Below are 22,001 nucleotides of genomic sequence, written 5' to 3'. Positions count from 1 at the left end.
TAACATGAGTAACTCCCTAGCCTTTTCCTTGAATAAAGGAAAAAAGTTAGCGCTAGGCTGGAAGTTACCTTAACGAATTTATCCAATTATATGCATTTTTATGATTGGATCAACAAAACTGCATGCAATTTCAAATGTTGCTTCTATACTCAATTCTGACGTATCAAGCAAGTGGGCGTTTTTTGCTGGTTTTAGTGGACTTTGTTTGCGCGTTATATCGCGACTGTCGCGCTGTTCAAGTTGAGCTAGGATTTCATGATAATTTGCTTGAACACCTTTTTTTAAAATCTCTTGGTAGCGGCGTTTGGCGCGTGTTTGAACATTGGCTAGAATATAAAACTTGATATCGGCATCAGGACAAACAATCGTTCCGATATCACGCCCATCAAGCACACAGCCGGGCAAAACTTTAGCAAAGTTGCGTTGTTTTTCGACAAGAATTTTGCGTACAGCAGGGTTAATTGCTATTTTTGAAGCCGCTTCACCAAGTTCATGAGAAGAAAGAAGAGAAGGATTTAAGGTATTAAAATCAAGTTCTTTAGCATAAATAATAGCATTTTTTTCATCATTAAGAGCTAAATTTTGTTGTAAAAGCGTATGAGCAACACTACGATAAGTAAGACCAGTATCGAGATGACGAAGGCGATAATGTGCAGCAATTTTGCGTGCTAAGGTTCCTTTGCCTGAGGCAGCAGGTCCATCAATGGCGATAACAAAAGGCTTCAAACGATTTTTCCCCCAAGTTGTTTTATAAAAGGAATAAATTCTGGAAAGCTCGTAGCGATCATTCGTTTATCATCAATGGTAACAGGTTTTTCTGACACAAGCCCAAAAATGAGAAAACACATAGCAATTCGATGATCAAGATGTGTGGAGACATGTCCACCGCCCAAACCTTTGGTAGAACCGTTCCCATAAACAACAAGAAAATCTTGACCTTCTTCACAGTCTACGCAATTAATTTTTAATCCTTGAGCAACAGCAGACAGTCGATCTGATTCTTTTACACGCAATTCTTCAATTCCTAGCATAACTGTTTTACCTTCTGCAAAGGCTGCTGCTACTGCCAAAGCAGGATATTCATCAATCATCGATGGAGCACGTTCTTTGGGCACCGTAACGCCTCTAAGGACCGATGATTTTATCCGTAGATCAGCAACATCCTCTCCACCTGTTTGACGTCGGTTCAAAAATTCAATTTGAGCACCCATTTCCCACAATGTTTCGATAAGTCCTATTCGAGAGTTATTTATCAAAACATTTTCAATGGTGATATCAGAGTCTTCTATAAGAAGGGCTGCGATAATTGGAAAAGCAGCAGAAGAAGGATCACCCGGAATATGAATCGTTTGTCCAGTAAGATGGGGTTGACCATTAAGATGAATCAAACGCGCACCTTCGTTATCTTTTTCTATTTCAAGTTGCGCACCGAATGCTTTTAACATTTTTTCCGTATGATCTCGTGTCAGAACTGGTTCAATAACAGTTGTAGTGCCGGCGGTATTGAGTCCAGCAAGCAGGATTGCTGATTTAATTTGGGAGGAAGCTATTGGAACACGGTAACGAATCGGATTAGCCATTTTCGGACCATAAAGCGTTAAAGGAAGGTGATCGTCGCGCGTTGCCTCAATTTCAACCCCCATGAGACGCAGTGGATCAAGGATACGTCCCATTGGACGTTTAGAGAGAGAAGCATCACCAATAAAGGTTGTTTTCATATGATACGGACCAACCATTCCCATAACCAAACGAGCACCTGTTCCAGCGTTTCCAAAGTCTAAAGGTTTTTGTGCAGCTAAAAGGCAACCATTCCCTGTTCCTCGTATGATCCAAAAGTCTTCTTTTTTAATAATACAGGCACCCATAGCTTGCATAGCAGCAGCTGTATTGAGTACATCAGCGCTTTCAAGTAATCCATGAATATATGTCTCACCACTTGCTAATCCTCCCAATATAAGAGAGCGATGAGAGATTGATTTATCTCCTGGTATTTGAATTTTTCCAGAGAGACTACTCGATTTATAGGTGGTTATAGGGATTGCTTTTTGCATGGAAATTCTATTTAATTCTATCTAACTTTTATGAAATTGTGCATCCTTTAGCACATGCTTTAAAAGACGTCATGAAAAAATCACTGTGGAACAGTGTATTTATCTTTGACAAAGGTATTATTTTTCGATTAAGCACCATAAAATTTATCTTTTAATGGAATAATAGTTAATCAAAGAGGCACGGTTTATGGCAAAACAAGAACTTGGAACTAAACGTGTTGATCCAGAAACAGGAAAAAAATTTTACGATCTAAATCGCGATCCTATTGTGTCGCCCTATACAGGGATTTCTTATCCGCGTTCTTACTTTGAAGTTGCAGCAGCGGAAGCAAATAATGAAGAAGAAGTTGATACTGAAGAGCTTGATACAGCACTTGAAAAATCTGCTTTTATGCTTCTTGAAGATGATGATGTGGATTCTAAAGATGACGATCTTCCTGATTTAGAAGATAGTGATGTAGATCTTGGTGATGATGATACATTTTTGTCTCATGATGGTGACGATGAAGATGATGACGTTACTGATATTCTCGGAGGCGGTGTTTCTAATGATGACGATGCTTAAAAGAAGTAAAAGAGTACATCTTTTCTATTGAATGTAAATTCTTCTTGATCTTCAATTTTGATCGTTCTAGAAAAGCTGGAATTGTATACTGTCTTTTTGGGACAATTTGTTTTTATAGGGGCTATAGCTCAGCTGGGAGAGCGCTTGCATGGCATGCAAGAGGTCAGCGGTTCGATCCCGCTTAGCTCCACCAAAAAGACCAACTGTTCTATCAAGGGAATCAATTATAATAAAAGATGTGTGCATCAATTTAAAAGGTTTATGTGCTATTTAATTATCATTCCAATAGCGCCTGTTCCTTGCATCTTAATGATATTATAATACATTTTTAATCATTTGTTGGATTATAAAATTTACTGTCGCAACCGTGAAAGTAGATAATTTTTTATGCTTTGCACAGAAATAGAAAATGAGCTGTTTAACCTGCGCCTTGTCTTAAAGGACAAAATTTGAATTTCCTTTACCACAATATTTCCACAAATATCATAATATGTTGGTTACCGGTATCTTTTTTAAAGATATGAAGTACTTAAACAAAGAGTAGAGAATAAAATATTAAAATATACTTCTCAATTATTGCGAATCAGAACTTTTTTCGAGTATTTTTAGCCTGATCAGATGTTCTACCAATTAAAAAATACCCACCTTGAGTAGCGTATACCTGCTCAATACTAAGGTATATTAACGCTTAAATAATATATTGAATCAATTAATTTTTTCCTTGCACGTCATAAACAAGGTCGAGGTGTAAGAGCAAAGTGGTGCTATCATTATATGTGCTAATTCCCAATGTTACGGATAATTCTTACATTTGAGAATGTATGTTCATAAAAAAACATTTTTAGTCTTTTCTTTCACAGTTTTTATCCACATACCCATTGTGCTTGTTATGTGCAAGCCAATGGTTTTATTGATTCAACCTCAAGAGATCTGAAACGATAAAACCCTACGCCATTCGAGATTCTTACTTTAATATAAATAACGATATATTATCTTTATAAATCAATATGCTTAAACCATTTAAGAAAAAGAATAAAAATGCTTCTCATAAATATTCTCAAATGCAAAAGCTATCACAACATTGGAGACTGACTTGTTACTTCATAGGCGTTACAAATCTTTCTCTGAATATTCCCTACCCTGAATATTCATTGTGTATAAAGTTGCATATACCTTATCATCCTATAAACGGGAGTGTTTTTACAATACAATAAGATAACTTTTTTCAATTAAGATGGACTGGATGGACGAATATGTTTTATTTCATACAATACTAAATACACCTAGTTCTTTTGAAGACTGTAGCGCCCTCTTTATACAAAATAACGTTTTTTCGTTTAATGCATTTCTCGTTTTTTTATATTGAATATTTTACCCTTTTTATGATGCCCGAATTGCATTTGTTTTAATTGCTATTTTATACGCTTAACAAAGAAAATATTCATATAATAATCAGCCAGTAATACGCATAATGAAAATAAAAAATGATATTATATTTTAAAATTTTTCTTCAATAACCTCTAGTACTTAGCCCAATGCGAAATGCCAGCGCTAAATAGAAGATAGTTTCTATTATAAATTTTTTTAACAAAGGAGGTAAAAATGTCGAGAGTATCTTCAAATATATTGTGTATTGCAAAAACTTTCTGTTGCTTGAGTTTATTCTAAAAAATAACAATTTATTTCATTGAACGATCGGAAAAACGACACTATTTTATCATATCATGTGGAATTTTGCTTTCGAATAATTTTATCCCATCAATTCCCTGATTGAGATTTTCAAAAATCTTCCCTAATGCCATCCACATCTTTTTAATTGCTGTTCATAGAGCCTCGATATCCTTGCCATGCGCTGTGCTGTCTGTGAAAGCGCAGCACTGACATGCCCACCACTACGTGCATAAGCACCATGCCCCATATGATAATTTAAATAAAGGCTATATGCATCATCAAACCTCACCCCATTGCGTTGAACACTTTGGCGATGATACCAAGCAACAAAATCAGCAGCATCTGCGAAATTCGTACGCCATGCAAAAGACTTTCCTGTAGAGCGAAGATACATTGCCCATGTACTATCAAGCGCTTGAGCATAACCATAAGCTGTCGACCGACGCTTCCATGGAATAAAACCAAGTAGTTTTTTGCGTGGAGGACGTGCATTGTGACGAAAGCTCGATTCCATCTTAATGGTTGCAAGAATAATAGGCATAGGAATTCCATAGCGCATTTCCGCTCTTTGAGACACCTTACCCCAATTGTCAAAAAAACCATTTTTTTGTGCTAAAATAGCACAAGCATTATTTGTGTGGATGGGAGTGGTTGTTGCGCATCCCTCTAGCAAAAACACCAGTGCCCCTAAAAACAAAAGGTGTCGCATATTCCTATTCCTCTCGTTTAAGAAATAAAACAAGATAGAGATACTAAAAAATGATTACCAATCAATAAAGAACATGATCTAACTTGTAATATTTAAGAAGCTTGCTTTGCTTTATTCCTCATCAGCAAAACGCAATGTTTGCGACTGAGCCAATGTTGTCATTTTTGTTGGTTCAGAGTAATTTTCTTTTAATTCGACAGTTTCAATGCGATTTGCCCGTTTCATGATTTTGGAAGACGATATCAAAATTCCCTCTATATCTTCACTTGCTTTATGAAAGTGCTTCTGTAGTGCGCGAACACGCGTATCCATTCGTCCAAAATCTTCCATCAATTTTGCTACTTCTGATTGAATTAAATGCGCTTGTTCACGCATCCGCGCATCTTTCATAATGGTTTGTACCACTTGGACAGAGAGCATCAACAAAGATGGTGAAACAATAATCACATGGGCTCTATTGGATTTTTGTACCAATGCCTCAAAATCCTCATAAATTGTTGCGAAAATCGATTCAGATGGCACAAAAAGGAAAGCAGTGTCATGGGTTTCTCCAGGAATCAAATATTTTTGTGCAATATCACGAATATGGACTTCCATATCGGTACGAAATTGGCGTTCTGCCTCTTGACGCTCTTGCGCTGATTCTGCCTTACGCATAGCATTCCAAGCTTCCAGAGGAAATTTAGCATCAACAACAAGAGAAGGAGCTTTATTGGGCATATGAATGAGACAATCTGGGCGCTTTCCATTGGAAAGAACAGCCTGAAAAGCATAAGCGTTTGTTGGTAAGGCATCGGCAATAATTGCTTCCATCCGCCCTTGACCGAAAGTACCACGCGTCTGCTTATTACTTAAAATGGACTGCAACTGAACAACTTGTCCCGTAAGCGATTGAATATTATTTTGTGCTGCATCAATCACTGCTAAACGCTCTTGCAAACGATTCAAATTTTCATAAGTGGATTTGGTTTGTACCTGAAGTGTTTGGCCTAAGCTTGTTGTCATCCCATTGAGTTGCTCACTGAGTGATTTATTCAATTCAGCCTGCCGTTGACCAAAAATTTCCGCCATCGTTTGCATTCGTCCTTGCATTTCAGCTTGTGTTTTCAACAAGGTAGCCATCTGCATTTGTGCCTCACGTGCGCGTTCAGCAATTTCATTTTCCAAAAATGCTTTTTTTCGATGAGAATGTATCAACATAAAAAATGCCAAACAGACAAGTATAAATAAAAGCAAAAGCATTAGTTTAGAAAAAAAATCACCAGCGAATATGGAAAAAAACGAATCAAACATAAATTGTAATATAACGCTCTTATTGTAAAAAAACGCAAGAATCCGTTATTCAATATTGACCAATAACAAACCATTGATTAATCTCTACTTATGCCAATGAGATCTTTAGTTACTTTACCTGATCCGATTTTACGGGAAGTGTCCAAACCTGTTGAGCAGGTCGATTCAGCTCTCCAAAAACTTGCGGATGACATGTTGGAAACCATGTATAATTCTAAGGGCGTTGGTCTTGCTGCTATTCAAATTGGTATACCGCTACGTATGTTGGTTATAGATGTCTCTGGAAATTCTGAAGATGAGCAGAAAAAACCACTTGTTATTATCAACCCTGAAATTTTATGGCTTTCAGATGAGCGTAATATTTACAAAGAAGGCTGTCTTTCTATTCCTGATTATTTTGCAGAGGTTGAACGTCCTAAACGCCTTCGTGTTCGCTATCAGAACCGTGAAGGAAAACAAACAGAAATTGAAGCAGACGATCTCTTAGCAACTTGCTTACAGCATGAAATTGATCATTTAGATGGGCGCCTTTTTATTGATTACATTTCAAAGATCAAACGCGATATGGTGATACGAAAATTTAAAAAACGTGCAAAAGAAAAAAACATGCAGGAAGCAGTTTTGTAATGGCTTTACGATTAAGTTTTATGGGAACACCAGATTTTGCTGTTCCTATTTTACATGCTTTATTGGATGCAGGTCATGATGTTGTTGCTGTTTATAGTCAACCCCCTCGTCCATCAGGACGTCGAGGGCTGAAATTAATCCCCTCCGCTGTTCACACCGTAGCAAAAGAAAAATCCATTCCTGTCTTCACGCCTCAAACACTCAAAACAATCGAACAACAGGAGCAATTTGCAGCACTTTCTGTTGATGCTGCTATTGTGGTGGCTTATGGACTCCTTTTACCTAAAGCTATTCTCGAAGCACCGCGTTTTGGTTGTTTTAATGCCCACGCTTCACTCTTACCACGTTGGCGTGGTGCTGCGCCTATTCAACGAGCAATTATGGCTGGTGATAAAGAAACAGGTATCATGATCATGAAAATGGATGAAGGACTTGATACGGGGCCTATCGCTCTTTCTCGCTCCATCCCCATTACTGATAACACCACCACTGCTGAGCTTTCAAACAGACTTTCACATATTGGCGCAGAACTTATGGTAGAGACTTTATCAACTCTTGAAAAAGGACAACTTAAACTGACCCCACAATCAGAGGAAGGCATCACCTATGCAGCCAAAATTAGAAAAGAAGAAACCCGCATTGATTGGACAAAACCTGCAGAGTTTATTCATAGGCATATTCGCGCGCTCTCTCCCTCTCCTAGTTGCTGGTGCAACATGAATATCGGTGGACGAGAAGAACGTGTAAAAATTCTTGATAGTCGCTTAACGACAGGTCCTTCTCTTGAAATTGGACGGATAGAACCAGATTCTTTGATTATCCATTGTGGGCAAGGACGGATAGAAATAACCTCTCTCCAAAGATCTGGCGGTAAAATTCTTGAGTGCGCAACCTTTTTGCGAGGTGCTCATATTTCTGCTGTTTTTTAAGATGCCACGTTTTAAACTCACTCTTGAATATGATGGTTCAAATTATGCTGGTTGGCAGCGTCAAGCAAAACTTCACACGATACAAGGAGCTCTTGAACAAGCAATTTTTTGCTTTAGTGGACAACAATTGACCATAACAACAGCAGGAAGAACCGATGCGGGCGTACATGCTACGGGACAAGTTGCCCATGTTGATTTCATAAAAAACTGGCCCCCCCATACTGTGCGTGACGCGCTCAATGCTCTTTTACGTAAACAGGGAGAAGCGATTTCAATCTTAAATGTAGAAAATGCCCCTGATGACTTTGATGCACGATTTTCCGCAACCAAACGTCATTATCTTTTTAAAATACTTAATCGTCGCTCTCCACCAGCTTTAAATGCCAAACGCGTATGGTGGTTGCCAAAGCCTCTTAATGCTGAAGCCATGCATGAAGCTGCGCAAAAGCTTGTAGGACAACATGATTTTACAACTTTCCGTTCAGCACATTGCCAAGCCAAAAGCCCTATTCGCACCCTTGAACGCCTCGATATTCAAAGAGAAGGTGAAGAAATTTTCCTTTATGCACAAGCTCGTTCTTTTCTTCATCATCAAATCCGTTCATTCGCAGGAAGCCTCATGGAAGTGGGTATTGGACGTTGGACAGCTCAAGATCTCGAAACAGCTCTTCATGCTAAAGATCGTAAACGTTGTGGTGTTGTTGCCCCCCCCTCAGGACTTTATTTAACCAAAGTAGAGTATTAATGATCCTTCAAGAGTGAGCATCTGAAAAGTCGTTAAGGCAATTTATAAAAAGAACGAATTTCTTCAAAAGCTTCTGCTGCTGTATTAACAAATTTCACAAAATTAATATCAGTAGGAGAAATTGTGCCTTGTGCAGACAGATACTCAAAATTGACAGTATTGCTCCAAAATTCTTTGCCAAACAATAAAATCGGTACCTGTTTCATACGCCCCGTCTGTACTAAAGTTAATGTCTCAAACAGTTCATCCAGAGTCCCAAATCCTCCTGGAAAAATGGCTAGGGCTTTCGCTCGTACTAAAAAATGCATTTTGCGCATCCCCAAATAATGAAAATTGAAACATAAATGCGGCGACACATACGAATTAGGCTCTTGCTCATGTGGTAAAATAATATTCAAGCCAATCGTTGGGGCACCAACATCACAAGCACCACGATTTCCCGCCTCCATGATTCCTGGTCCGCCCCCCGTAACAACCACAAATTCACGATATTGTGTCGTAGCAGAATAGAGTGAGCACAAACGCGCAAACTCTCTTGCTTCATCGTAATAATGTGACATAGCATGCAAATTTTTCTTTTGTATTTCATTTTTTGCAGCCCACGCTGCTTGCCCAGGTTCAGGAATACGCGCACCACCAAACAAAACAACTGTTGATTGAATATCATATTCTTTAAGGGTTATTTCCGGCTTTAAAAATTCAAGACTAATACGTTGTGAACGCAGCTCTGGACGCATCATAAAATCTTGATCGATATAGGCTAAACGATAAGTAGACGAACGCACCTGTGCTGAATTAGAGACTTTATGGATCTGTTGTAGAGCATCCTTCGTATGGAGAAGTGGCGTCCAGTTTTCTTGCTCCCTTTTTCTTTTTTCTTTACAGCTTTTTTTCATGCACCTGTCCTACTTCCTCATCGTTTTATTGACTGAACACATTTCTTCGCGTAGTTCATAGAGAATAAATCTTGAAGCTTTCAACTTGTTTAACGGAACTCTCGTCATGACCCATATCACACAACTTGAAATTATTATCGAACAAGCTTTTGACGATCGCGATTCTATCGATACTACCACAAAAGGCGAAATACGTGAGAGTGTTGAACATGCATTGAACCTTCTTGATAAAGGTGAAATCCGTGTTGCAGAACGACAAAAAAATGGACAATGGCATGTTCATCAATGGTTGAAAAAAGCGGTTTTACTCTCTTTTCGGCTTAATCCTATGCAAATTATTACTGGTGGAATCAATGGGACACATTGGTGGGATAAAGTTCCTTCAAAATTCTCTGGTTGGCAAGAGGCAGATTTTAAAAGTGCTGATTTCCGTTCCGTTCCTGGAGCCATTGTACGTCATTCTGCTTACATTGCACCCAATGTTATATTGATGCCATCCTTTGTCAATCTTGGTGCTTTTATCGATGAGGGCACAATGGTTGATACATGGACCACCGTTGGTTCTTGTGCACAAATTGGTAAACATGTCCATCTTTCTGGCGGTGTTGGTATTGGAGGTGTTTTAGAACCACTGCAAGCAAATCCAACAATCATTGAAGATCATTGCTTTATCGGTGCTCGCTCTGAAATTGTTGAAGGCTGTATTATCCGTGAAGGTGCTGTTTTGGGAATGGGAGTCTTTATTGGAAAATCAACAAAGATTATTGACCGTACAACAGGTGAAATTTTTATTGGTGAAGTACCAGCCTATTCAGTGGTTGTACCAGGTTCTCTCCCCGGAAAACCTTTACCAAATGGTGAAGCAGGCCCAAACCTTTATTGTGCTGTTATTGTAAAACGCGTTGATCAAAAAACACGAGAAAAAACATCTATTAATGATCTTTTACGTTCTTAGACACAAGATTAATTCATAATAATATTTCATCGTTTTTTAACTTGAATAATAACCTCGAATACAAGGATTCTCTCATTTCAAATCCTTTCATAGTGAATCAATCACTATCATTTCCTTGCTCGTTACAAACACAGTTGGTATGTGGGTAAGAAACACTTCAAGAAAAGAGTGAAATACCTTTAATGAATTCTCTCAAGTGATAAGGACTGTCATAATATTTTGAGCTGAAAAAGAGTATGATAGGTGCGCTTTGCACCTTTCTGACGCGTAAAAGCGGTAATGCCAAATGGATTTTATATCATTCACAGTGTATTTTACGTTATATTTTTCATAGCCCCCGTTGTGAAATGGAGTTTGATGTATTGAGTGATGATTTACGAAAACGAGCACGCCAATATGCAACATAAATGTATTTTGTTTAAAGCATTCTGTTTTACGTGAGAAAGTGATACCATTATGCAATACACAAGAACATGAAGCACGACGCAATTCTATTTAAAAGTGTTCTTTAAACACCTGAACCAATCGACAAAAGCAAAAGCGCAATCAATGAGAGAAAATACCCCTTTTTTCATTATTTGTTCATTTTGAGCGCTTGAATAAATGCCGATTGTGGAATTTCTACTTTTCCAAATTGGCGCATCCGCTTTTTGCCTTCTTTTTGCTTTTCCAAAAGTTTGCGCTTACGCGTAACATCACCCCCGTAACATTTCGCTGTTACATCTTTACGCAAAGCACGAATCGTTTCGCGCGCTATAACTTTACCACCAATAGCCGCTTGAACTGGAATCTGAAACATATGCTGAGGAATAAGATCTTTCAGTTTTTCACACATTGAACGCCCGCGCTTTTCTGCAATCGTGCGGTGAACAAGCATCGATAATGCATCAATAGGCTCTCCATTCACCAAAATAGACATTTTAACTAAATCACCTTCTGCATAATCTGTCATTTGATAATCAAAAGAAGCATAACCCTTTGAAATCGATTTTAGCCGATCATAAAAATCAAAAACAACTTCATTCAGTGGTAAATCATACGTTACCATAGCACGGGTTCCAACATAGGACAAACCAACCTGTACCCCACGCCGCTCTTGGCATAGCTCTAAAATTGAACCAAGATAATTATCAGGAGTCATGATTGTCGCTCGAATCCATGGTTCTTCTATGGAAGAAATTTTAACCACATCAGGCATATCCGCTGGATTGTGCAACTCTTTAACAGAACCATCATTCATATTCATGCGATAAACAACTGAAGGTGCTGTCGCAATTAAATCCAAATTAAACTCACGCTCTAATCGCTCTTGAATAATTTCAAGATGCAGAAGTCCCAAAAAACCACAGCGAAAACCAAATCCCAAAGCCGCAGACGTTTCCATTTCAAAAGAAAAACTCGCATCATTTAAGCGTAATTTGCCCATGGCTGCACGCAAATCATCAAAATCAGCAGCATCAATTGGAAAAAGTCCACAAAAGACAACCGGTTGCGCCGGCTTAAAACCAGACAAAGCATTTTCACAAGGACGACGCTCTTCAGTAATCGTATCCCCAACCCGTGTATCTGCTACCTCTTTGATAGAAGCAGTGATAAAACCAATCTCGCCTGGTCCTAATTCATCAACCTGTACCATTTTAGGTGTAAAAACCCCAACGCGCTCAACTGGATATTTTGCACCTGTACCCATCATACGAATGGTTTGGCCTTTTTTTAAAATACCATCTATCACCCGTACCAAAACAATGACACCAAGATATGCGTCATACCAGCTATCAACCAACATTGCTTTCAAGGGATTTGCAACATCGCCTGTATGTGGAGGTGGTAATTGTGCAACAATTGCCTCCAGAACATCAGGAACACCCAAACCTGTTTTTGCTGATATTTCTACTGCTTGAGATGTATCAATGCCTATCACATCTTCAATTTGTTCTTTAACACGCTCAGGTTCTGCTGCTGGAAGATCAACTTTATTGAGAACAACAACCAACTCATGGGAATTATCAATGGCTTGATAAACATTTGCTAACGTCTGCGCCTCTACGCCTTGGCTTGCATCCACCACCAACAGAGAACCTTCACAAGCTGCCAGTGAACGCGAAACCTCATAAGCAAAATCCACATGACCTGGTGTATCCATAAGATTTAAAATATAGGTTTCACCATTCTTTGCCTTATAGTGTAAACGTACCGTCTGTGCTTTAATAGTAATTCCACGTTCACGCTCAATATCCATGGAATCGAGTACTTGTTCTTTCATCTCACGTGTATCAAGCCCACCTGTTATTTGAATCAAACGATCAGCTAAAGTGGATTTGCCGTGATCAATATGCGCCACTATGGAAAAATTACGAATATAATTACGATCTATTGTCATATAAGGCGATTTAGCAAAGAATAATACAAAACGCAAAGACCAATTATGCTCCGGCTTCTATCAAAAGAATATAAACCTAAAAAGCTTCTCAAAACACAACTTTTTATAGCCTAAAAAATGAGGCTTTTGTTTGCTAAATTAAATCCAAGGGTGCTAAAATGATCCTTTCACATCTTATTTGATAACTCATATGCTGTAGTAAGCTAGCACCATCACACACTTTGCCAATCTCCAATATTGCGACGATCCTTTACACTTGAAAAAGTTTATAAGGGATATGCCTTTCTTGTACAGTCTTTACCCACATGCCCCCACCCACTTGTGATGTGTAAGAAAGTGATTTGGATTGATTTAACATGAAAATGATTTGAAGTGAGAAAGTTTTACAGTATTCAGGGTCATAATTGAATGTGAGTAATGCTGTATTATAATTATAAATCAATGTATTATCATATTTATATGATGGGCGTGTATATCACTTAGGCTTGCAATAAAATTCGCAAGAAATGCTTTTTTATTTGTACGCAATAATCTGCTTTTTTAGCAATCTTATATACAATAATATGAATATCGAGGGTGTTTCTTCTTAATTTTTAAAACTTTAGAAATAGGCTTTATTGAACAAAGTTTTTATGTCCTTTTTATACAACTCCTCCCTTCCTTCATTAAATATAAAACACACAAATCCTCTTCGATTCATTGGATAACGCATTGATTTATAATGATCGTTTATTGTTTTGCAATTTAAATTAAAGCTCTGAATATCGCGAGCTTCTCTCATTTTAAATCTTCTCATAATGAATCAATAAATTTTTTGCTCCCCCATTATAAAACAGAGCTAGTGTATGGATAAAAACGTTTAAGAAATGAGTAAAAATACCTCTCTCTTTCAAATGCCAAAAGCTATCGTAATATTGAGAACAGATAAAGAAAATGCTCGTGCCTTTTATTTTAAGTAAAATGATGATGCTCTGTGGTTTTTCTATACTTCATGCAGACCGTCAATGAATATGATGTATATTGAGAAAACTATCTTTAAAAAAACGCTTTAATGTACAACGTTATGGGCGGTACTGTGGGCGTTCTATTTTGCGTGAGAAGCGTAACTCTATTAAAGGACAAAAGAAACAACGTGCGACAGTGCGTAATTTTCATTATTCAAAAACACTACCGTAGATGTTTTTGAAAGTTGTTAAAGCCGAATTTAAAAATGATCGTAAAGATGAGCGTTAATTTTTAACTTTATATCACCTCATGTTTTGGCTCAATGAAGATTGTCTGCCCAGTTTAGAAATCTGACAAACAGATAGAAGTATACTATTTCTCCAATTTGGTATGCAAAAACTGGAATAATTTATAGAACTTCTTAATCATCTTAATATTAAAAAAGCTCCAAAAAGGAAAACTCTACAAGCAAAAATCTCATGCAATAAAATCATAATAAAAAAATGTATAGCTAATCAATTTTTTTAATTGCTTTATTTTTTTTACGCCATTGTGAAGGTTGTAATTCAGCCACAATGATCCCAATCAGAATAAGCAAACCGCCCAATAAAGCTAAGGGAGATAAATGTTCTCCAGCCAAACGCCCAACAATACCAGCCCATACCGGTTCACCTGCGTAAATGAGTGTCGCACGCGTAGGGGAAATAGACTTTTGTGCCCAATTCATAGCTAATTGAATGATGGCACTCATTAATGCCAATCCTATACCAATATTAAACCACACCCACGAAAATTCAGGGATGCTTTCACCCATCAAAGGCATACAAGCAAATGAAAAAAAACCACTAAAAAATAACTGAATAATGGTTACACGCCGACTATCAACCTTGTTCGCAAAAATTCCGATGAGTATGACTTCTCCAGCAATCGCTAAAGCGCCTAACAAAGTTAAAATTTCGCCTTTTGAAAAATCAAAATTTCCCGGCTTTTGTCCTGAAATAAATACAAGCCCAATAAAAGCGAAAATAATACCAATCCAACAAGCTAAACGGGGAGGTTTTTTAAAAACAATCCATTGCAAGATTGGAACCATCGGTACATAAAGCGCTGTGATAAAAGCTGACTGACTACTAATAATTGTTTGAAGTCCAGCTGCTTGAAAAGCATAACCAAAAAACATGGCTAAACCTATCGCCATCCCAGCGAAAACTTCATAAACAGTTATACCTTTTATAGAGCGCCAAAAAATTACCCCACATATAAGAGATGCAACAATAAAACGAAATCCAACAAAAAACAGAGGACCACTATAGCGTACCGCAATGTGAATGACTAAAAATGTAACGCCCCACAATATTGTCGCAGTAAATATTGCCAATTCTGGCTTACTTAATAAAGGATATTTAAACTGTTTTAGATTCACCATGAAAAACTTTCTCTTCCAATTTTCCCCACAATTTATGAAACAATAAGCGTTCCAACTCCCTGTTCGGTAAACAGCTCTAGTAAAACAGAATGAGGAGTTTTACCATTTAAAATGACAACACCTTCCACACCATTTTGAAGGGCTTTTATGCAAGTCTCTACTTTTGGAATCATGCCTCCTGAAATTGTCCCATTTTTAATAAATTTCTCAGCTTCAGAAACTGTCAATTCTTTTAAAAGTTTACCTTGTTTATCCAAAACACCAGGAACATCAGTGAGAAATAAAAGGCGTTTAGCCTCTAATGCACCAGCAATAGCTCCAGCAAAAATATCAGCATTGATATTATAAGTTTTACCATCGCGTCCTGGAGCTACAGGAGCAAGAACTGGTATCATTTCAGAAGATGCTAAAAGATCTAGCAATGTGCGGTCAACTTCAACAGGCTCACCAACAAACCCCAAATCTAAAACACGTTCAATATGCGAATCAGGATCAATGACAGTTTTATAAGCCTTTTCGGCAAAAACCATATTGCCATCCTTGCCGCATAATCCTATTGCCCATTCACCCTCAGCATTGATGAGAGCAACAATTTCTTTATTTATGGAACCCGCTAAAACCATTTCAACCACTTCAACGATCCGCTCATCGGTTACCCGTAGTCCGTTTTCAAATCGTGATTCAATCCCCATTTTCATTAAAATTTCAGCAATTTGAGGCCCACCACCATGAACAACAACAGGATTGATCCCCGATTGCTTTAATAGAGCAATATCACGCGCAAATGCTCGTCCCAAAGCAGGATCACCCATAGCATGGCCGCCATATTTTACCACGACCGTTTCATTTTCATATTTTTGCATATAAGGTAAAGCAGACGATAAAAATGCTGCTTGTTTTTCCAAAACATCTACATCACCGTTTTTAGCATCATCCATCAATAGAGCCTCCTCATCACTTTTTACCATCTCTTAATGAAATTTAGGAAAAGTGAAAACAATAAAACCAAACTTTACTCTATCCACCCCCTCCCCTGAAAATCGTCAATTTTCCTCTAAATTACGAAAAAGGAATAGCAAAATGAAATACAAAAAACTTCCTTTAAAAATTGACAGCGAAAAATTAAACAAAATAGACGTAAAAAAATGTCATTATTTTATGATCTTATATATAAAATTGAAAAGCAAAATTTTGAAGCTAAGCCGTACATTCAACTCATTAGTTTATCCCTATGGATACTTAACAATGAATAGGAATATATACAACCATTGATTTTGTAAGATAAAAATAAAGTTTCTTATAATAATAAAATTAACATATTCCCAAGATAAGAAATCACTCAACTGCTTTATAGCTTATCCCAATAAACTATAACTTTGGTTTTAAAAATTTGACTTTTTCTCAATCATTAAACATGAGGAAATGTCAATTGAACGCTCCTCATGGAGAATCATAATAAGTTGATTTATAATCATAATTTATCTTTTTATATCGTAAAATCGAAAAAAGGCTTTGCAAAATTATCATATATTGTGACTTTATTTCGATAACTCTTCAGAAGCATCTTCGTAAAAGCATTTAATTGTTTAGATTACTCTCTTCGTAAGGTTTTATAAAACTTCTCATTTTTCATGATCGGTCATTAAGTTTTTCTTTCTGCATAGCGATACATGCTTGAATTATTCAATGTTTTGTAGAATTTTTAATTCTTTTAATTATGTTATTTTATGAAAAAAGATTCATTTCGTAAATTTCTCTTTCCATATCACCAATCAATTTCAACAATATATCGTGCTGTTTTCTAAGCATATTGTGCTATTTTTTATTGTATTTATTTTTTCTTTTTAAAGGTAACTTCCTCTATCTTCCCACCAACTTTTTATTATGCCAATAAATTCAATTAAGTGAATTCCATCGAATCTGTTTCCCCACAAGAGAGATATATCGAAAAGTGTTTTGTTATGTCTTCTTTAGCATTCAACACACATTATCTCATTCCACAATTTCTTTGGAACAAAATAAACTTGATTATAGCGTTTTTATTATCTGGAAAAACTGTTTATGACATCAGAAATACAAAACTAAATCCGCATCTAAAAAGACATGATTACTGCTAAAAGCTAAGATGAGGCATGTAAAAGCTATTCCGAACAAAATAACCCTTATTTTAAAGGAAGCAGTGATTAAAACTATGAAAAATGCCAAAAATAAAATCGGTTATAAGAAGTTGATACTTTATTTGAAAAAGATGGATTGCCTAACAGCTTATTTAGCGTTTCTTGGCAAGCCGCTACCTATTTTATAGTTTTATTATAGAGCCTTTAAAAAGAAATTTTGAGTGAAAAAATAAACACCAAAAATACTGAATGCATAAAGGCAGTTATCATGACACTGGCAATATTTATTATCAATCACTCAATTGCGTTCTTATATGGATAAGCCCTTTTTAAAATGTCATAGACACTCAAAAATAAGACTTATCCATAAAACTCATGAAATATAAAAACTATCAGCAGCAGGAGTTTATCCTAAATTAGCTGTCTCTCTCTTTTCTTTTCAAGAAAAAATGCTTTTCAAAGATAATGAGACAATAGAAAGCTTAATGAAAATAACTTTCCCACAGTTCTCTCTAATTATTCTGAGAACATTCACATAATTTTAACCAGAAATATTTTCAAAAAATTCTTTCATACGTGAAAAAAAACCATGTGATTGCGGTGAATTTTCATGATTTGAGAGTTTCTCAAATTTTTGCAACAATTCACGTTGTTCCTGCGTTAATTTCTGCGGTGTCTCAATCGTGATATGGATGTAAAGATCACCCCTTGCTTGCTGACGGCGCAACATGGGCATACCTTTGCCTCTAAGGCGGAATTGACGTCCATTTTGTGTCCCTTCTGGAATCTTAACGCGTGCTTTAACACCATCAAGGTCGGAAACTTCAAACTCTCCTCCTAAAGCAGCTGTTACCATTGAAATAGGAACGCGACAGTGAAGATCTGCTCCTTCTCGCTGAAAAAACTCATGCGGTTTAATGGAAAGGAAAATATAAAGATCACCATTGGGGCCACCACGAATACCAGCATCACCCTCACCAGAAAGGCGAATACGCGTTCCATCTTCAATACCAGCTGGAACATTTACGCTTAATGAACGTTTTTTCTCTATACGCCGTGTCCCCTGACATTTGGGGCATGGATCCGTAATAGTTTCACCACGTCCATGACATGTAGGACATGTCCGCTCAATAGAAAAGAACCCCTGTGCAGCACGCACACGACCAGATCCATGACATGTTCCACAAACTTGCGGCTTAGAGCCTTTTCTCGCTCCTGATCCTTCACAAACATCACACGTAACGGAACTGGGAATATTAATTTCTGCAGTTTTTCCTGAAAATGCTTCTTCTAAAGTCACTTCCATATTATAACTCAAATCTGCGCCACGTTCGCGACTATCACCACGCTTACGGTGTGTCCCTCCCATAATCTCACCAAAAAAGTCTTCGAAAATATCCGCAAATCCACCACCAGCAGCAAAACCACCAAAGGGATTTGCTCCCCCTTGACCACCGCTATTTTCAAAGGCCGCATGGCCAAATCGATCATAAGCAGCACGCTTCTGGGGATCTTTAAGAACTTCATAGGCTTCGCCAATTTCTTTGAATTTTCGCTCTGCCTCTTTATCCCCCGCGTTGCGATCAGGATGATATTGCATTGCCAACTTACGAAAAGCAGATTTCAACTTTTTATCATCACATTCGCGAGTCACGCCAAGAATTTCATAATAGTCAACCTTCATCATGTATTCCTGATAATTTTTCTGTCATCCATCTTTATGGATAATATTGCTTTTAATTTATATTTTTAGCAACAAAGTTGCAACTTATCTCAAATAATAAAGCCCAGCCTTATATTTCAAAGGCCGGGTTTATCAATTAATCAACACATATGCTGACACTATTTCTTCTTATCATTAACTTCTTCAAAATCAGCATCAACAACATCATCATTCTTTGCCTCTGTTTCAGTGTCAGCGCTCGCTGCTTGTGAGGCTTCGTACATAGCCTGTCCAAGCTTCATACTGACTTCTGCTAATTTTTGCATCTTTGTTGTTACTTCTTCCGTATCACTGCCTTCAAGCGCAGATTTCAAATCAGATATTGCTGTTTCAATCTGTCCCTTTTCTTCAGCTGATACTTTATCGCCATATTCATTGAGCGACTTTTCAGTTGAATGAATAAGAGCCTCCGCTTGATTTCTAGCTTCAACACCTTCACGGCGTTTTTTATCCTCAGCCGCGTGCTCTTCTGCATCCTTTACCATTTTTTCAATATCAGCATCACTTAAACCACCTGATGCCTGAATACGAATTTGATGCTCTTTACCTGTTCCCTTATCTTTGGCTGAAACATTAACAATACCATTCGCATCGATATCAAAAGTAACTTCAATTTGAGGTATACCACGTGGGGCTGGAGGAATACCAACAAGATCAAATTGAGCCAATAACTTATTATCACTTGCCATTTCCCGTTCACCTTGAAAAACACGAATCGTCACAGCACTCTGGTTATCATCAGCTGTCGAAAAAACTTGCGATTTTTTCGTCGGGATAGTGGTATTGCGCTCAATAAGGCGTGTGAAAACCCCACCCAAGGTTTCAATACCCAAAGATAAAGGTGTTACATCTAGCAACAATACATCTTTGACATCGCCTTGCAATACACCTCCTTGGATGGCAGCACCCATTGCGACCACTTCATCAGGATTAACGCCTTTGTGGGGATCCTTGCCAAAAAAGCTCTGCACAACTTGCTGAATCTTGGGCATACGTGTCATACCACCCACTAAAACAACTTCGTCAATTTCACCAGCCTTTAATCCAGCATCTTTCAACGCAGCTTTACAAGGCTCGATGGTACGCTGCACTAAATCATCAACCAGAGATTCAAATTTTGCCCGAGTCAATTTCATTGTTAAGTGCTTGGGACCGGATTGATCTGCCGTGATAAATGGTAAATTGATTTCTGTTTGCTGTGACGAAGAAAGCTCAATTTTTGCTTTTTCTGCCGCTTCTTTTAAGCGCTGTAAAGCGAGTTTATCATTTTTCAGATCAATTCCTTGCTCTTTTTTGAATTCATCTGCAAAATAACCGACCAAGCGCATATCAAAGTCTTCACCCCCTAAAAACGTATCCCCATTGGTTGATTTAACTTCAAAAACGCCATCTCCAATTTCAAGGACTGAAATATCAAATGTACCACCACCAAGGTCGTAAACAGCTATTGTCTTTCCGTCTTTTTTGTCCAAACCATAAGCTAAAGCAGCAGCAGTTGGCTCATTAATAATCCGTAAAACTTCAAGTCCAGCAATTTTACCTGCATCTTTCGTGGCTTGACGTTGCGCATCATTAAAATAAGCAGGAACCGTAATAACGGCTTGTTCAACTTTTTCACCAAGATAAGATTCTGCTGTTTCCTTCATCTTTTGCAAAATCATAGCTGAAATTTGTGACGGAGAATATTTCTTTCCCGCCTCTTCAACCCATGCATCACCATTGTCACCTTTAACAATTTTATAAGGAACAAGCGCTTTATCTTTTTCAACCATAGGGTCATCAAAACGGCGCCCTATCAAACGTTTAACTGCAAAAACTGTCCCTTCAGGATTTGTCACCGCCTGCCGTTTAGCAGGCTGCCCAACAAGCCGCTCCCCCCCATCAGTAAAGGCAACAACGGAAGGTGTTGTTCGCGCTCCTTCTGAGTTTTCAATAACTTTTGCGTTTTTGCCATCCATAACAGCCACACAAGAGTTCGTTGTCCCCAAATCAATACCAATTACTTTTGCCATATTATAATCTCCATTCAGCAAGCTACCTCAACCTTCATAAAGCATCTTTTTAAGATAGCTCCTCATAACACCTAAAGCCCGTATATTGCTTCAAGCAATATAAATAATAATAAACTGCAAGTCGCAACAAGCCTTGCTGCCTCGTATATAAGAACAGGCTTTTATTGCTACAAGAGAATAATGAGAGAAACATCTCCAAAATAAAAAATTTATTTTAAAATAGGCACTCTAATGACCCATAAATACCATATTTATGAGAGACTTGAGAGCATAATATATTTTTCTTGCAATTCTCAAAAAATATATCTTTCTATAAAAATTAAAAAATAAAAGAATGATTGCACTCTCGCTCTTGATCTTCTCATCATTGATAAAATCATACTCACGTAAAAGCTTTTTAAAAGGCGAATAATTTATATCACAAATATTATAAATTTTCCTTGGACTAAAATAGTCATCATATCTAATGCTCATATCAGTAAAGGTATTATCTATCGATCTCCTTTCAAAAATTCTCCTTCTAACGGTCTCATTGTTTGCGGCTATTTGAAATCTGTGCTTTAAATTCATCTAAAGCGTTTTTTCTTAACTGTATAATTTTGAACTTTGAAAATATATAAAAATACCTCTGTATAAACGCTTTAAAATGCCAAGAGCTGTCATAATATTAAAATTGGTAAAGTAGTTGATGATTGTTCTGTATTATATCTTCATTAAGTAAAATAGTAGTGCATCATAGATTTTATACCATTTGCAAATACTATTTATGAGATGAACACGGAAGCGTTAAGAGGTGTGTTGTCATTGTAAATCTTACTGTCTTCTTTTAAATTTCAAGAATTCTATGATTTTTATATTCAAATCAATTTCATTTTAGCATTTCTTTCTTTTATTTTAAATAAAAGCTCTGCTAAAATAAAAATATTCAAAGTGTGAATCTTATGAAGGAGGGTAAAT

General features: G+C 37.2%; 16 protein-coding genes and 1 tRNA gene. 7 read left to right on the top strand and 10 right to left on the bottom strand.

Annotated elements, in window-relative coordinates; all coding sequences use genetic code 11:
- Positions 1-78 precede the first annotated feature (78 nt).
- Entirely contained in the window at positions 79-726 is a 648-nt protein-coding gene (cmk, locus tag ACFINL_RS00860; protein ID WP_375611402.1) for a (d)CMP kinase, read from the bottom strand.
- Complete coding sequence (gene aroA / locus ACFINL_RS00855) at positions 723-2,051, bottom strand: 3-phosphoshikimate 1-carboxyvinyltransferase (protein WP_375649101.1); 1,329 nt, start codon at positions 2,049-2,051, stop codon at positions 723-725. Before aroA ends, cmk begins: the two co-directional genes overlap by 4 nt.
- A 187-nt stretch (positions 2,052-2,238) precedes the next feature.
- Here aroA and ACFINL_RS00850 point away from each other — a divergent pair, with 187 nt between their 5' ends.
- Positions 2,239-2,616 carry a TIGR02300 family protein gene (locus ACFINL_RS00850; protein WP_375649096.1) on the top strand — a complete coding sequence of 126 codons (378 nt, stop codon included), beginning with the start codon at positions 2,239-2,241 and terminating at the stop codon, positions 2,614-2,616.
- Between the two features lie 117 nt (positions 2,617-2,733).
- Positions 2,734-2,809 (top strand) — tRNA-Ala (locus tag ACFINL_RS00845).
- A 1,599-nt stretch (positions 2,810-4,408) separates the two neighbouring features.
- Here the strand turns inward: ACFINL_RS00845 and ACFINL_RS00840 are convergent.
- The gene (locus ACFINL_RS00840; protein ID WP_375611399.1) at positions 4,409-4,996 is read right to left on the bottom strand and encodes a hypothetical protein; all 588 of its coding nucleotides are present in this window, start codon (positions 4,994-4,996) and stop codon (positions 4,409-4,411) included.
- 111 nt (positions 4,997-5,107) lie between these two features.
- Complete coding sequence (locus ACFINL_RS00835) at positions 5,108-6,289, bottom strand: DNA recombination protein RmuC (protein ID WP_375649091.1); 1,182 nt, start codon at positions 6,287-6,289, stop codon at positions 5,108-5,110.
- A 90-nt stretch (positions 6,290-6,379) separates the two neighbouring features.
- Here ACFINL_RS00835 and def point away from each other — a divergent pair, with 90 nt between their 5' ends.
- The 3 genes from def to truA are packed head-to-tail and all read left to right on the top strand — an operon-like array spanning position 6,380 to position 8,590.
- Positions 6,380-6,916: a peptide deformylase gene (gene def / locus ACFINL_RS00830; RefSeq protein WP_375649083.1), complete on the top strand. Its 537-nt coding sequence runs from the start codon at positions 6,380-6,382 to the stop codon at positions 6,914-6,916.
- The gene (fmt, locus tag ACFINL_RS00825) at positions 6,916-7,845 is read left to right on the top strand and encodes a methionyl-tRNA formyltransferase (RefSeq protein ID WP_375649075.1); all 930 of its coding nucleotides are present in this window, start codon (positions 6,916-6,918) and stop codon (positions 7,843-7,845) included. Before def ends, fmt begins: the two co-directional genes overlap by 1 nt.
- Position 7,846: 1 nt before the next feature.
- Positions 7,847-8,590 (top strand): tRNA pseudouridine(38-40) synthase TruA, encoded by a 744-nt coding sequence (gene truA, locus ACFINL_RS00820; RefSeq protein ID WP_375611395.1) that lies wholly within the window; start codon positions 7,847-7,849, stop codon positions 8,588-8,590.
- A gap of 32 nt (positions 8,591-8,622) precedes the next feature.
- Here the strand turns inward: truA and ACFINL_RS00815 are convergent, their stop codons facing one another.
- Entirely contained in the window at positions 8,623-9,486 is an 864-nt protein-coding gene (locus ACFINL_RS00815; RefSeq protein WP_375611394.1) for an LOG family protein, read from the bottom strand.
- A 106-nt stretch (positions 9,487-9,592) separates the two neighbouring features.
- Between ACFINL_RS00815 and dapD the strand changes: the two genes are divergently transcribed.
- Positions 9,593-10,441 carry a 2,3,4,5-tetrahydropyridine-2,6-dicarboxylate N-succinyltransferase gene (dapD, locus tag ACFINL_RS00810; protein ID WP_375611393.1) on the top strand — a complete coding sequence of 283 codons (849 nt, stop codon included), beginning with the start codon at positions 9,593-9,595 and terminating at the stop codon, positions 10,439-10,441.
- 574 nt (positions 10,442-11,015) lie between these two features.
- Here the strand turns inward: dapD and lepA are convergent.
- Complete coding sequence (gene lepA / locus ACFINL_RS00805; RefSeq protein WP_375649257.1) at positions 11,016-12,821, bottom strand: translation elongation factor 4; 1,806 nt, start codon at positions 12,819-12,821, stop codon at positions 11,016-11,018.
- A gap of 1,020 nt (positions 12,822-13,841) precedes the next feature.
- Here lepA and ACFINL_RS00800 point away from each other — a divergent pair.
- Entirely contained in the window at positions 13,842-13,997 is a 156-nt protein-coding gene (locus ACFINL_RS00800; protein WP_375638156.1) for a hypothetical protein, read from the top strand.
- A gap of 280 nt (positions 13,998-14,277) precedes the next feature.
- Here ACFINL_RS00800 and ACFINL_RS00795 read toward each other — a convergent pair whose 3' ends face one another.
- From ACFINL_RS00795 to dnaK, 4 genes are all read right to left on the bottom strand, one after another.
- Positions 14,278-15,192, bottom strand: a complete 915-nt coding sequence (locus ACFINL_RS00795) for a DMT family transporter (RefSeq protein ID WP_273790236.1) — start codon at positions 15,190-15,192, stop codon at positions 14,278-14,280.
- Positions 15,193-15,224: 32 nt separating this feature from the next.
- Complete coding sequence (gene argB, locus ACFINL_RS00790; protein ID WP_375611391.1) at positions 15,225-16,130, bottom strand: acetylglutamate kinase; 906 nt, start codon at positions 16,128-16,130, stop codon at positions 15,225-15,227.
- 1,720 nt (positions 16,131-17,850) lie between these two features.
- Positions 17,851-18,993: a molecular chaperone DnaJ gene (dnaJ, locus tag ACFINL_RS00785; protein WP_375611466.1), complete on the bottom strand. Its 1,143-nt coding sequence runs from the start codon at positions 18,991-18,993 to the stop codon at positions 17,851-17,853.
- A 158-nt stretch (positions 18,994-19,151) separates the two neighbouring features.
- Positions 19,152-21,044 carry a molecular chaperone DnaK gene (gene dnaK / locus ACFINL_RS00780; protein ID WP_273790233.1) on the bottom strand — a complete coding sequence of 631 codons (1,893 nt, stop codon included), beginning with the start codon at positions 21,042-21,044 and terminating at the stop codon, positions 19,152-19,154.
- Positions 21,045-22,001 lie beyond the last annotated feature (957 nt).

It is taken from the genome of Bartonella sp. AA78NXGY (genome assembly GCF_042197005.1).
Lineage (GTDB): Bacteria > Pseudomonadota > Alphaproteobacteria > Rhizobiales > Rhizobiaceae > Bartonella.
The sequence above is the reverse complement of the archived record's forward strand: the minus strand, read 5'-3'. Positions and strand labels throughout refer to the sequence as shown.

What these genes read in the sequence shown, in the direction of transcription:
- ACFINL_RS00835 (WP_375649091.1), bottom strand. Translation starts at nt 6,289, where the DNA reads ATGTTTGATTCGTTTTTTTCCATATTCGCTGGTGATTTTTTTTCTAAA.
- lepA (WP_375649257.1), bottom strand. Translation starts at nt 12,821, where the DNA reads ATGACAATAGATCGTAATTATATTCGTAATTTTTCCATAGTGGCGCAT.
- def (WP_375649083.1), top strand. Translation starts at nt 6,380, where the DNA reads ATGCCAATGAGATCTTTAGTTACTTTACCTGATCCGATTTTACGGGAA.
- truA (WP_375611395.1), top strand. Translation starts at nt 7,847, where the DNA reads ATGCCACGTTTTAAACTCACTCTTGAATATGATGGTTCAAATTATGCT.
- aroA (WP_375649101.1), bottom strand. Translation starts at nt 2,051, where the DNA reads ATGCAAAAAGCAATCCCTATAACCACCTATAAATCGAGTAGTCTCTCT.
- dapD (WP_375611393.1), top strand. Translation starts at nt 9,593, where the DNA reads ATGACCCATATCACACAACTTGAAATTATTATCGAACAAGCTTTTGAC.
- ACFINL_RS00850 (WP_375649096.1), top strand. Translation starts at nt 2,239, where the DNA reads ATGGCAAAACAAGAACTTGGAACTAAACGTGTTGATCCAGAAACAGGA.
- dnaJ (WP_375611466.1), bottom strand. Translation starts at nt 18,993, where the DNA reads ATGAAGGTTGACTATTATGAAATTCTTGGCGTGACTCGCGAATGTGAT.
- argB (WP_375611391.1), bottom strand. Translation starts at nt 16,130, where the DNA reads ATGGATGATGCTAAAAACGGTGATGTAGATGTTTTGGAAAAACAAGCA.
- ACFINL_RS00815 (WP_375611394.1), bottom strand. Translation starts at nt 9,486, where the DNA reads ATGAAAAAAAGCTGTAAAGAAAAAAGAAAAAGGGAGCAAGAAAACTGG.
- ACFINL_RS00795 (WP_273790236.1), bottom strand. Translation starts at nt 15,192, where the DNA reads ATGGTGAATCTAAAACAGTTTAAATATCCTTTATTAAGTAAGCCAGAA.
- fmt (WP_375649075.1), top strand. Translation starts at nt 6,916, where the DNA reads ATGGCTTTACGATTAAGTTTTATGGGAACACCAGATTTTGCTGTTCCT.
- dnaK (WP_273790233.1), bottom strand. Translation starts at nt 21,044, where the DNA reads ATGGCAAAAGTAATTGGTATTGATTTGGGGACAACGAACTCTTGTGTG.
- ACFINL_RS00840 (WP_375611399.1), bottom strand. Translation starts at nt 4,996, where the DNA reads ATGCGACACCTTTTGTTTTTAGGGGCACTGGTGTTTTTGCTAGAGGGA.